This window comes from Paenibacillus peoriae, assembly GCF_022531965.1.
GTDB classification, from domain to species: domain Bacteria; phylum Bacillota; class Bacilli; order Paenibacillales; family Paenibacillaceae; genus Paenibacillus; species Paenibacillus polymyxa_D.
On the sequence record NZ_CP092831.1, the window covers coordinates 2973303 to 2985735 of the forward strand.

Genomic DNA, 12433 nt, shown 5'->3' on the forward strand with positions numbered 1-12433 from the left:
CACCTCGAATAATCATTATACAATTTAGTGAAGGATCGGCAAACTAGATTTAAAATATGTGAATACATTACAGCTATGAGGTCTGTCTTATATATTTAACCCAGGATTCTTCGTTTGTCTGCTTGTAACCAATCAGGCGTCCATCCTTTTTCCAGGGCATCCAGGGTTACTCCTGGCGGAACGATAGCATCTATCGCATCCAGAATATCAGTGCTTAATCGAATGTCACTGCCTTTTAACGTTTCACGTAGTTGCTCAATTGTTCTTGCCCCCACTATAGCAGAAGTAACTGACGAATGAGCTTGTGTAAATGCCATGGCAAGATGAGGCAAAGTTAATCCTGCTTCATTTGCAAGGGTTTGGAGCTTAGCAACGGCTTCGAACTTGGTTCGGTTTTCTTCTCGATTTGGGTCTACAACAGTTGAAAGTTTCCCTAGAGAACTCGCTGCTCTTGAATCTGGGGCAACCGCTTCTCCTGAGCGGTATTTTCCCGTTAGTAGACCACCCGAAAGTGGGCTCCAAACCATTACGCCCATTCCATATTTTGCAGTTGCAGCAAGCAAATCGAATTCGACACTCCGATTCACAATGGAATATGGGGCTTGCTCGGATACAAAGCGTGCTGTATTTTTACGTTCGCTAGTCCACTGTGCTTCGGTCACTTGCCATGCCTGAAAATTGGATGTACCAATATAGCGAATCTTCCCTTCACGAACCAGGTCCGTAAGTGCGTCAAGACTCTCTTCAATATCGGTATGGATATCTGGCTGATGTAGTTGGTACAAATCGATATAGTCCGTTTGCAACCTTCTCAAGCTTCCCTCTACTGCACGCTTAATCCAATATTTAGAGTTACCGGATTGATTAAGCCCACTGTCCATGGGCATTCCGCCTTTCGTGGCCAGTATAACATCCTGTCTGCGTCCTTTTAGGATCTGACCCAGAATTTCTTCGGATTGACCACTTGAATAGACATCCGCTGTATCGATCAGATTAATGCCTCCAGCCAAAGCCTCATCTAACATGACTGCAGCTTCTTTCTCCGTATTGTTGCCCCAAAAACCAAAAGTACCTGTACCTAATACAAAACTGCTTATTTTAAGGCCTGTATTTCCTAATACACGATATTCCATGTTCAATCCATCCCTTCTCCATCTATTATATTAAGAATGATCATTCTAATATGCATAGAAGAGCACCACGGCAAGATCTCACACTCACACCACTCCCCATAACTTTTGGCTTCTTATCCGTGTACTCCTCCCACGCCAACAATATAACATATCTAGAACGACCGGTAAAGAATGATTTTATACCCGCAATTAAAATCCTTCCTGAAAATGAACTAAGAAGACTCCAAGCCCCGGTCAAAACGGAGCTGGAGTCTTCTTTTTAATAGAAATGAACATTCAAAGCGGGATGTAAAATTTACATTAGTTTACACATCTAACGTATACAAGGGCAGGTTTTCCGGTAAAGCCGCCGGGCGCTGACATGTGCTCTGCATTGTATAAAAGGTCTGCTGATCGGAAGAATCATGGAACGCCCACATCGCTTCCAGCACATGGTAGGCCAGTTCTCCACTAGCGCGGTGAGGCCGTCCGCTGCGGATAGCGTAGGCCATATCGGCAACACCGATGCCCCGTGTATTCTCCTGGTATCCTGGCAGCAGCGGTACCTCTGTCCATTCTTGCTCGCCTAGCAGCCTATAGCGAACTGGCCCTCCGAACGTGTTCGGGTCAGGCACCTGCAGCGTGCCATGAGTACCGTAAACCTCAATCGGTGGCAGAGTGCTTCCACCAAAGATGTCAAAGCTGGTAATCAGCGTACCGACAGCTCCCTGCTTAAAGCGCAGCAACCCGGCCACATGGGTCGGAATATCGACTGGGATAGTCTGGCCTTTCTTTTTCTCGCTCGTAATCGTTCGCTGGTCCATCGCCTTGCCTGTCATGCCCGAAATGGCAGCAATCGGACCCAGCATTTGCACCAGAGCCGTCAAATAATAAGGGCCCATATCAAACATTGGACCGCCGCCGACTGCATAATAAAATTCAGGATCAGGATGCCAATGTTCATGTCCACGGCTCATCATGAAAGCCGTAGCGGCTACCGGACTCCCAATGACTCCGTCTTCAATCAGCTTCAATGATGTCTGTATACCGGAACCGAAGAAGGTCTCTGGTGCGCAGCCGACAAGCAGTCCCTTTTGATGAGCAAGATCCAAGACAGCCTGACCCTGCTCACGGGTGACGGCAAGTGGCTTCTCCACATAGACATGCTTGCCTGCCTCAAGAGCTCTGAGACATACGTCGGCGTGAACGCCCGGAATGGTCAAATTAATGATGAGTTCGATCTCCGGATCAGCCAAAATCTCATCTACCGAATATACATGCGGAACGTTGAACGCTACCGCCTGCTCCTCTGCCCGACCTTGGTCCAGATCCGCTACAGCGTACAGCTCCAGAATGTCGAAACGATGGCAATTTTCCATGTAAATTCCGCTAATTTTACCACACCCGATAATGCCTACTTTCATTTTGTTCATGCCTAGACTCCCTTCTTCTTCAGAAAAAATGGATAATGGCATTCTTTTGTTACATCGGATACCATCCTGTTCACCCTAGCGTTGCTGGTTGTCTGTCATGCCTGTATAAGCCTCTGCGAGAGAGCTGCCCCGGGTGGCCACCGCCTGTTTGCCTGCTGCTGCCCACAGAAATCCGCTGCGCATCATCTCGGTCACTTGAGGCATATCTATGATATCTGCGTGATGCCCCAGCGAATTGTAGAAGACGCGGCCGTTCCCCCAGCGCTTCGTCCATACAACGGGCATATCCACTGGCCCATTAGCTGAATGGGGGCCTGGTACGATCGGAAAGCGTGTGGTTGCCAGCACTTCAACTGCTGGGTCTACGTGGAGGTAATACTGCTCGCTTTTGACCTGAAAATCCTCAATATGGTCTAGAAGTGGGCTGGAGCCGCGCTTCATGTTCACCATGTACTCTACGCCGTCATTGCCGGGATGCGCAACCCATTGCCCGCCTGTCATAAACTGCCAATCCACATTGTTCCGGAAGGCATCACACATGCCACCATGGCAGCCTGTGAGACCTACGCCGCTTTGAACCGCAGCGGAGACATTATCGACCAGTTCCTGCTCAATCTGTCCCATGGTCCACATTGGAACGATCAGGTCCAGGTCAAGCAGTTTCTCTGCATCCTGGTAGGCTTCAAGGGTATTAGACACCTCCACCTCGAACTGCTCTTCCTTCAAAATGCGTTCAAAAATGGCCGCCACCTGCTCCGGCTCATGTCCGTTCCATCCGCCCCATACAATCAGTGCCTTGCGCATCTGTAATCCACTCACCTTTCGGAATGTATTGTTATACTACATTTCTTCAATGGATACCCAGCGGCGTTCCTCTATGGATCGTTCTACCGCTTCAAGCACAGCCTGACAAGCAACACCGTCACGGAAGTTCGGCGACGGTTGCCTTCCTTCAGAGATGGCACTCAACATCTCAAGCATCTCATGGGTGAAGGTATGCTCGAATCCAATCGTATGTCCTGCAGGCCACCAAGCTTCAGAATACTTGTGTGCCGGATCGGTGGCGAGTACGCGGCGAAAGCCCTGAACGTCTTCCTCATCCTGTGTGAAATACACTTCCAGTTCGTTCATTCGTTCAAAGTCAAACCGCACACTGCCTAGGCTACCGTTGATCTCGAATGAATTGGTGCTCCGATGTCCGGCAGCAAAACGTGTGGCCTCGAAGCTGCCCAGCGCACCTCCGGCGAAGCGTGCCAGGAACAGCGTGGCATCATCGACTGTCACTTCTCCCATTGGAGCATTTGCTTCAGTGTTTCTTTTGGAGCTCAACCCGCTCATCTCCAAAGCTAACGGGCGCTGCTGGATGAATGTCTCGCTCATGCCGATCACTTCATGGAACTCGCCAACCAAGAAGCGAGCGAGATCAATCAGATGGGCGCCAAGATCACCATGAGAGCCAGAACCGGCCACGTCTTTTTGCAGCCGCCATACCAGCGGGAAGGACGGGTCCATGATCCAGTCTTGAAGGAAGAAGGCACGAAAATGATAAATTTTGCCTAGGCGACCGCTCTCGACTAGCTGCTTTGCCAGCTGGACAGCCGGTGAAAAGCGATAGTTGAAGCCTACCATATGTCTGACCCCTGCTTGCTCTGCTACCTGCAGCATGTCACGTGAATCCGCCAGCGAGAGCGCAAGCGGCTTCTCACAGAACAGATGCTTGCCATGGAGGGCAGCCTCCACGACAATTTCTTTATGGGCATTACTCGGGGCGTTAATATCAATGAGATCAATATCGTTACGTTTCACTAGATCACGCCAATCCGTAACACTTTCGGTCCAGCCGTACTGGCGGGCAGCTGCCTGAACCCCCTGCTCGTTGCGTCCACAGATAACGGACATCTCTGGCTGCAGCGGGGCATCTGGGAAGAACATGGGTAGACTTCGGTAAGCGTTGCTGTGAGCCTTGCCCATAAATTTGTAGCCAACCATTCCGATACGAAGACGATTAGACATGTCGTGATCCTCCTTATGGGTCTGAGTTTCAACGAATTTTTGACGAATGGTGTTATTGACGAATGGATGACGCCCTGATAATCAGTTCTGTGGATAGGAGTTCTCTTATTGAGTCGCACCCGGTTAGTTCCAGAGCCGGAATGAGATGCTGAGAATCGGGTATAAGCTTCGAGGCTGCAAGCTCCCCCATCTCATAAAAAGGTACGCGGACACTGCTTAGCGGCGGAACAGCCATCTCAGCCGCATCCGAATCGTCATAGCCTACAAACGCCGGAAACCGGTCAGCTGCCAGTCCGCGCTCACGGAGACCCTGCATTACCCCAAGAGCCATCCGGTCGTTCGCCGCAAATACAGCATCAATATCATTCAATTGGTCTGCGATTGTAGCTGAGGCATCGAGTCCGCTCCGACGGCTATAGTTACCTTCCAGAAGCAGTTCGTGGTCATATTCAATCCCAGCGTCCTGAAGCGCGGTACGATAACCCTTCATTCGCTCAGTACTATTGGAATAGATATCCGGACCGTTGAGAAAGGCAATCCGCTTGTATCCCTGCTCGATGAGGTGACTTACAGCCGCCCGGCTGCCTTCTACATGGTCTGCATCCACTTCACAGAACGATTGCCCTTCAAAATGGTGATTCATGACGCAGAACGGACGTCCTTCTTCCTGAAGCCTCTTTAGAGCTTCCACCTCATCGTGGTCATCCCTGGCTCCAAGGATGATACAGGTATCGATCCTTTGCTGACGGAAAAGACTACTGTAATCAATCCGTTCCCCCGGCTTCCGGAACAATAGAAGCAGATCAAGTCCGCTGTCTCTAGCCTTGTTTCCGATACCGCTCAGCATCTCAGAGAAAAAATAGGCTGAGAACAAGTGCGCCTTCGGGACATAAGGCATAACCACACCAAGATGGCCACTCTTCCTTCGGGCAAAGTTACGGGCCAGCGCACTGGGAACATATCCAAGCTGATTGGCTGCGTCCAGAACCCTTCTTCGCGTATCCTCTTTGATAGGACCTACCGCATTCAAGACCCGGGATACTGTCGCTTCAGACACGCCGGAAAGTTCGGCTACTTCCTTGCGCGAAACAATATTACCCACCTCCAAATCATTTTATGTACGCGCGTACATTTTCTCATGCAGTCCTACCTCTGTCAATCCCAAAAAGCGTACCCCATAGATGGATAAGCTCTTTTCGTTACTAAAAGAACGTGGTCTCGTGGTTCCTACTGGCAAACAGTCAAAACACCTGATCATATACAAGATACAAAATGATTCTTTAAGGCTTGAGCATGCTGATCATTCCTACTCCTATCATCAGTACTGTAATTCCCGCAAGTATACCTATCCATTCCTGAGGACTCTTCTTTTCCTTAAATATTAAAATGCTGCCAACACAGGCAATAGCAATGCTCGCTTGAGAGATCGGAAAACTAGCCGCCATGCCGATCAGCCCATTGGAAATAAATAGTGCTAGATTCGCAATGCTCCAAACCAATCCTGTCGACAAATTGCGAACCACCAGAGAGAATCGTAGCCGCTTTTTGCCCTTCAGATTCATGGCCATGGCTGAGCATAGCATACCGAGCGATTGCGGCAGAATGACGGATAGCCCGGATATATGAAAAAACTGATTAATCACGACATAACTGCTTAACGCTAACCCCGAGCAAACCAACATTATGATAATGGGTACCGGCAAAGGCTTGGGCAATCCAGCAGACTTGCCCTGATAGCTGGTTAACAGAACTCCTGCCAATATACACAGAAGAGAACCAACGCCTATCGCATATTGGTACCCTGTTATCCATTCACCCAAAATAAGTGCGGCAAATAGCGTCGTCCCTATCAACTGCAGACCACAAATCACAGGAATGGCGATCGATACGCTTACTTTTTGAAAAGCTTGAAACTGGAGCAATTGTCCAGCGGCCCAAAAAATACCAGATATAAAACTTACCACAAAATGAATCGGTGTTAATGAGGTAGGATGAATGGTGTACAAGCACAGGGAAAACAGCACAGCACCAATAACGGTACCTGTCAGCTGTTCTCGGGGACTGGCTTTTGTAATATGCGCCAGTATCGGCATAACTCCCCAGCCAAGGGCTGGAATAAAAGCAATAATGAAATTCACGCGCGAAATTCTCCTCCCGTAAAAAGTACTCTTCCTACAATCGTTAAAATGCCATGCAGGAAAAAATCCACAGTTTTACGATAGCAAAAAAAACCGCTTCTAAATACAAATATTTTTATAGATTTATATAGCAAAATCAAAGAAATTTTTTTCTATACGCGCTGGGTGATATGCTCATTACATTTTTAAAAGCTCGCGAAAAGGTCAACTGATCGGTATAGCCGACCGAATTAGATATGACCTGGATCGAATAGTCTGTATGCTGCAGCAATTCGCACGCTTTTTTAATCCTGAGGACTATCAGATATTGTTTAGGCGTTTCACCAGTTTCTAGTTTGAAAACGGAGGTCAGATAATTCGGATGTAGACCAAGGTACTCCGCTACTTCACTAATCTGGATGCCACTGATGTAGTTTTTCTCAATAAAGTTTATCGCTTGCACCGAATAAGGAAGCTGTTCCTTTATCGACATCGTTTCCCCCAAATTGTGTACAAGTTTGGCAAGAATATGGAATAAATACCCCTGTATAGCCAGCGATGAAGAAAGCGTGTTATCTCCGATCCGCAACATCTCAATAATCGTGGAATGAAAGAACGTAATATCTTCGATATCAATTATATAAGGGTTCTGGTGTGGAAGTGATATGTTCTGCAGGTAGATGTCGGATTTAATGCCCATAAAGCCGACCCAACTGTACTCCCAAGGCTCGGCTTCATCCGCCTGGTAATAAGCTACCCTATTGGCCGGAATTAAAAAAGCCTGTCCTTCTCCTATATCGTAATTTTTGTTGTCAATCACCAGCCTACCTCGTCCTTTTAGTACAAAATGAACCAGATTAAAATCGCGGGCGATGGGTCCAAAATCCTGTTTGGATAAGCAGAGCTCTGTGCCACAGTTATACAAAATCAAATCTGATATATTTTTATGCTCTGAACTGGTATACGTATCAACATATTGAATCATATTCTGGCCCATTGGCATCCTCCTCACTTTTCCAAATAAAGAACCTATGCTTGTTAATTTAACAGTATAGCATAAGTTAAGGATGACAAATGTCCAAAAAAAATTTGGCTCTAAACTATATTTTTTTGTAAGGTTCTTTGTTTTTCCCATATCCAACTTAAAAAAAGTCATGTATTTACTATCACTATCTTTGTTATGCTGATTCAATAATAACGCTTTCAAGTGGTTCGACATATTTTGAAAGGGGCTATGTACATGGCTAGTCTACAAGTTAACCAAAAGGAACGGACATTTCACTTAACGAACAAATACTGTAGTTATCTTTTCCGTGTCATGGAGAACGGGCAATTGGAGCATTTATATTACGGCAAAAAAATAGAGTACCTTGGTCAATATGACCGCTTTATCGAGCGAAGCTATCGTCCCGTGTCTGTCGGTGAGTTTGATAGTGACTTGGTGACATCGTTGGAAAGTATTAAGCAGGAATTTCCTTCTGCGGGAAGTGGAGACTTTCGAGAGCCAGCAATTGAGATCATACAGGAGGACGGATCTCATATAATGGAGTTCACTTATGACCATTACGAGGTAATCACTGGAAAACCTAAAATTCCTCATCTTCCAGCTACGTTTTGTAAGGAAGCACATGAAGCAGAGACACTCCTCATCACGCTGACCGATTCTCTTACAGGAACGGTGGCCGTGCTTGCTTACACCATCTTCAGCGAACTGCCCGTGATCACGAGATCCGTATCCATAACGAATTCCGGGAATAATCCCCTGAGAGTCAACCGTCTAATGAGCCTGAGTCTTGATCTTCCTGAAGCCGAATATGAAATTATTCATTTATCAGGGGCTTGGGGCAGGGAACGTCATGTGGAGCGTACACCATTGAGACCTGGGCTACAGTCGATTGGGAGCACTCGAGGAATTAGTAGTCATGTTCACAATCCATTTCTGGCGCTTGCCAAACCCGGATCACAGGAACACCAAGGAGAAGTATATGCGGTTAATCTCGTTTACAGCGGGAACTTTCTTGCCCAGGCGGAAGTGGACAGCTATTCAACTACCCGATTGATGATCGGCATTCATCCTGACAAATTCTGCTGGACCCTGAAGCCAGGAGAATGTTTTTATTCGCCTGAAGCAGTTCTGGTCTATTCTGAGAGCGGTTTAAATGGCATGAGCCAAGCATACCATAGCCTGTACAATAAACACTTAATTCGCAGCAGTTGGACCGAGCGGGAACGACCTGTATTGATCAATAACTGGGAGGGGACCTATTTTGATTTTACTGAGCAGAAAATAGTTGATATGGCAAAAAAAGCAGGTGAACTGGGGATTGAACTCTTTGTCTTGGATGACGGATGGTTCGGTCGAAGAAACAATGATACCTCTTCCCTCGGTGACTGGTTTGAAAATCCTGAAAAGCTACCGAACGGGATCTCGAATTTGGCAAAGAAGATCAATCAGCTCGGGATGAAATTCGGTCTTTGGTTCGAGCCGGAAATGGTTAACTCCGACTCTCATATTATGAGGGAGCATCCAGACTGGGTTGTGGGAACACCCGGCCGTCAACGCAAGCATGGACGTCATCAATATGTTCTTGATTATTCCCAACCGCCTGTCGTGGATTACCTGTTTAAGTTAATGGATGACGTGCTCTCTTCTGCTCGGATCGAATACGTAAAATGGGATATGAATCGCTGTATTTCAGAAGCCTATTCGTTATCTCTGGGCAAGGAAAGACAGGGCGAATTTTTTCACCGCTATGTCCTGGGTGTATATGCTTTATATGAGAAGCTGATTACCGAACACCCTGAGATTTTGTTTGAGTCCTGTGCTTCCGGTGGGGGACGGTTTGATCCAGGGATGCTTTATTACGCTCCGCAAGCATGGACAAGCGACGATAGCGAGGCTATAGAACGTCTGAAGATTCAGTATGGCACTTCCATGGCCTATCCGCTTAGCAGTATGGGTGCTCATGTGTCAAGCATCCCGAACCACCAGGTAGGCAGAACGGCACCGCTGCAAACCAGATCCAATGTCGCCTACTTTGGTATATTCGGTTATGAACTTGACCCATTGGCGTTGTCCGAAGAAGAGTGCAATGTAATTAAAAAACAAATACAAGTATATAAACGTCACCGACGATTAATTACACAGGGAACCTTTTACCGTCTGCTAAGTCCCTTTGAAAAAAATGAAACAGCATGGATGACCATTGATGCAGAACATGAGCATGCTCTCGTCGGCTGGTACCAGGTTCTCTCACGCCCCAATGCAGCTTATTCACGGCTAAAGCTCATCGGACTGGACGAAATGGCAGTATATTTCGTGGAAGAATTGGACCGACGTTTTACAGGCAGCGAGTTAATGAACATCGGACTTATACTCACCCCGCCTTATAAGGCTGACCAGGATTTTAATATTGCGGAGAAATATGATTTTTCATCTGAATTATTCACTCTAACTAAAGAGACTTCCTCGTGATTGGATTATGACTTGAAGTAATGATATCAAAGACATGACTGAAGAGAGAAATCAAGGATTAAACGAAGAAGTGGTTATCCGTTATGCAGTGTCCGCTGTGTGGGAATTACGGATCAGAAGCAACTCAGTAATTGAGCTGCTTCTTTATTTATCAGGACCAAATACAAGATTGGCGGATTGCTTGGCTTTCTCAATGACATTCATGACCCTCTCACTGTGTTCAAGCATTTCTGAGACTTTTTCCAAATCTTTTTCCTCGATGATACGGTCAAACTCAACGAATTCATCATACATTCGATGGGGATGATCTTTCTGATCCACCCGAATTGGTGTTTCCTTATTCGCAGTGTAATCAAAGCAGTCGCATATATTTGCTGAACTTGCCATGTGTATATAGCCCTTATTGCCTTGAACGTTCACTGCATTGGGAGCCGTACTGTCTTTTGAACCTATGCAGACACACTTGAAATCACCGTAATCAAGCAGCAGCATACCTGAAGTATCAATTCCACGCTCCATGTTCGCCCAATACTGCACTTTCTTCGGGCTCCCGAAGAATCCAACAACCAAATGAATATTATATAAATTAATATCCATCAAGGCTCCACCAGACATCTCCGGATTAAACGCAGGTTGGATTATTCCCGCTTTGAAAGCTTCATACCGAGATGAGTATTGAGAATAGTTGCATTCCACTATTTTGATCTCACCAAGCTTAGGTAGATACTCCTTCATTGATAAATAATTTTTCAAATATTGATTCGTTATGGCTTCCACCAATACCAGTTTTCTTTGCTGAGCAATTTCTTTTAGCTCTAGAAATTCTTGCAAAGTGGAAGTAAACGGCTTCTCGCAAATGACATGTTTACCACTCAATAATGCTTCTTTGGCATATGAATAATGAAGATGATTAGGCAGTCCGATATAAACTGTATCCACATCACGACTCATCAGCATCTCGCTGTAATCCGAATAAACCTGAGATATTCCATATTTACTTTGTAAATCCAGTAATTTATCCTTGTGGCTAGGTCTAGAACAAATGCCCTTTAGTAAGATGGTCGGGATTTCCTGAATAAAGCTTAATAGATCCCCTACGATCATCCCTGCTCCGACAATTCCTAACTTCATTTTAGTTACACTCCTCTATACCTTTTTCAAGTATTTCCATACACATTATCGTTTCTTCGTCTTTAATCACTTTTTCTTTACCAATTACGATCGACTGATAAATATCGTCATACACTCGGGCATAGTCTCCCTTTTCAGAAACGATTTTTTCTTCATGATACTCGCCCTTATCATCAAGGTATGTTAAAATGCCATAATGCTCAGGCTGGTCGATGCCGAAATCGGCGTGTCCCTTAGGCAGATAGTATAATTTCAGATGCTCCTCCTGACGATCCTTTGTCTGCTTTATAAAAACGCCTTTTTTGCCGTATACAACAAAACTCGGCCGCTCTTTTAAACGAAAAAAGCTGGATTTGATGGATACCTTGAGTGAAGAATAATAAAAATCCAGATCAAAATAATCATTCATTCTTCCAGAACCGAGCAATTGGCGCACATCGTAATGGATCGTGTCAGGCTTCCCAAAATAGGAAAGGACTTGGTCAATGGTATGAGCACCATGTCCATATAGGTAACTGTTATATTTGGAAAAATGAGAGGTGGAGTTGGGGGTCTCAGGGCGATAATAATCGAAATGCATTTCCACCTCCAACAAATCACCGAGTTTCCCTGATTCAATAACCTTCTTGGTAGTGAGGAAATCCGAATCGTAACGTCTGTTTTGATAGCACTGTATAATCAGATTTTTCTCTTTGGCATATTGGAAGATGGACACAGCTTCTTCTTTCGTTAACATAAAGGGTTTTTCAACAAGTACATTTTTCCCGTGGTCGAGTGCCATTTTCGCATAAGTGTAGTGGGATTCTAAAGGTGTACAGATAACAATCAACTGAATTTCCTTATCGTTCATTAGAGATTCAAGATTATCTGTATACTGCACGCCAGGGATTTTCTCCCACTCCCCTTTATCTGGATTACGGGCGTAGATCGTCTTTACGTTCAAATGATCTCTGGTCAATGAAAAAGGAAGATGATACCGATTGGTGCTTTTGCCATTCCCAATATAACCGATGTTAAGCATATTAATTCCCCCTAGGCTCTTTTTCATTTATTATAGAAGAAGAACGTTGATCGTAAAGGATTTGCCGCCAAAATGGTACAATCAACCGAATATTTTTAAAAATGTTTGTTTATTTTCGAACAAAATGTTTA

10 protein-coding genes are annotated in these 12433 nt (G+C 45.6%); 1 reads left to right on the plus strand and 9 read right to left on the minus strand.

All coding sequences use genetic code 11. The features are described 5' to 3' along the window. Positions 1-95: 95 nt before the first annotated feature. The 7 genes from MLD56_RS12895 to MLD56_RS12925 form a co-directional block, all read right to left on the minus strand. Positions 96-1133 (minus strand): aldo/keto reductase, encoded by a 1038-nt coding sequence (locus tag MLD56_RS12895; RefSeq protein WP_029515179.1) that lies wholly within the window; start codon positions 1131-1133, stop codon positions 96-98. Between the two features lie 305 nt (positions 1134-1438). After that, the gene (locus MLD56_RS12900) at positions 1439-2545 is read right to left on the minus strand and encodes a Gfo/Idh/MocA family protein (RefSeq protein WP_029515177.1); all 1107 of its coding nucleotides are present in this window, start codon (positions 2543-2545) and stop codon (positions 1439-1441) included. Between the two features lie 75 nt (positions 2546-2620). After that, positions 2621-3349 carry a ThuA domain-containing protein gene (locus MLD56_RS12905; RefSeq protein ID WP_029515175.1) on the minus strand — a complete coding sequence of 243 codons (729 nt, stop codon included), beginning with the start codon at positions 3347-3349 and terminating at the stop codon, positions 2621-2623. A 36-nt stretch (positions 3350-3385) separates the two neighbouring features. Then, positions 3386-4558 (minus strand): Gfo/Idh/MocA family protein, encoded by a 1173-nt coding sequence (locus tag MLD56_RS12910; protein ID WP_039273095.1) that lies wholly within the window; start codon positions 4556-4558, stop codon positions 3386-3388. Between the two features lie 52 nt (positions 4559-4610). Further along, positions 4611-5666 carry a LacI family DNA-binding transcriptional regulator gene (locus tag MLD56_RS12915; RefSeq protein WP_193373334.1) on the minus strand — a complete coding sequence of 352 codons (1056 nt, stop codon included), beginning with the start codon at positions 5664-5666 and terminating at the stop codon, positions 4611-4613. Between the two features lie 172 nt (positions 5667-5838). After that, entirely contained in the window at positions 5839-6696 is an 858-nt protein-coding gene (locus MLD56_RS12920) for a GRP family sugar transporter (RefSeq protein ID WP_029515170.1), read from the minus strand. 136 nt (positions 6697-6832) lie between these two features. Beyond that, the gene (locus tag MLD56_RS12925; protein ID WP_029515168.1) at positions 6833-7672 is read right to left on the minus strand and encodes an AraC family transcriptional regulator; all 840 of its coding nucleotides are present in this window, start codon (positions 7670-7672) and stop codon (positions 6833-6835) included. A gap of 243 nt (positions 7673-7915) precedes the next feature. On the opposite strand from MLD56_RS12925, the gene MLD56_RS12930 reads away from it, so the two are divergent. After that, positions 7916-10150, plus strand: a complete 2235-nt coding sequence (locus MLD56_RS12930) for an alpha-galactosidase (RefSeq protein ID WP_029515167.1) — start codon at positions 7916-7918, stop codon at positions 10148-10150. Positions 10151-10294: 144 nt separating this feature from the next. Here the strand turns inward: MLD56_RS12930 and MLD56_RS12935 are convergent, their stop codons facing one another. Together MLD56_RS12935 and MLD56_RS12940 are read right to left on the minus strand one after the other, a co-directional pair. After that, positions 10295-11281: a Gfo/Idh/MocA family protein gene (locus tag MLD56_RS12935; RefSeq protein ID WP_039273099.1), complete on the minus strand. Its 987-nt coding sequence runs from the start codon at positions 11279-11281 to the stop codon at positions 10295-10297. A gap of 1 nt (position 11282) precedes the next feature. Further along, the gene (locus MLD56_RS12940; protein WP_029515165.1) at positions 11283-12302 is read right to left on the minus strand and encodes a Gfo/Idh/MocA family oxidoreductase; all 1020 of its coding nucleotides are present in this window, start codon (positions 12300-12302) and stop codon (positions 11283-11285) included. Between the last annotated feature and the right edge of the window lie 131 nt (positions 12303-12433).

Bases quoted from the DNA above. Each gene is read 5' to 3' on its own strand.
- MLD56_RS12905 (WP_029515175.1), bottom strand. From the start codon at position 3,349: ATGCGCAAGGCACTGATTGTATGGGGCGGATGGAACGGACATGAGCCG.
- MLD56_RS12910 (WP_039273095.1), bottom strand. From the start codon at position 4,558: ATGTCTAATCGTCTTCGTATCGGAATGGTTGGCTACAAATTTATGGGC.
- MLD56_RS12925 (WP_029515168.1), bottom strand. From the start codon at position 7,672: ATGGGCCAGAATATGATTCAATATGTTGATACGTATACCAGTTCAGAG.
- MLD56_RS12930 (WP_029515167.1), top strand. From the start codon at position 7,916: ATGGCTAGTCTACAAGTTAACCAAAAGGAACGGACATTTCACTTAACG.
- MLD56_RS12900 (WP_029515177.1), bottom strand. From the start codon at position 2,545: ATGAACAAAATGAAAGTAGGCATTATCGGGTGTGGTAAAATTAGCGGA.
- MLD56_RS12895 (WP_029515179.1), bottom strand. From the start codon at position 1,133: ATGGAATATCGTGTATTAGGAAATACAGGCCTTAAAATAAGCAGTTTT.
- MLD56_RS12935 (WP_039273099.1), bottom strand. From the start codon at position 11,281: ATGAAGTTAGGAATTGTCGGAGCAGGGATGATCGTAGGGGATCTATTA.
- MLD56_RS12940 (WP_029515165.1), bottom strand. From the start codon at position 12,302: ATGCTTAACATCGGTTATATTGGGAATGGCAAAAGCACCAATCGGTAT.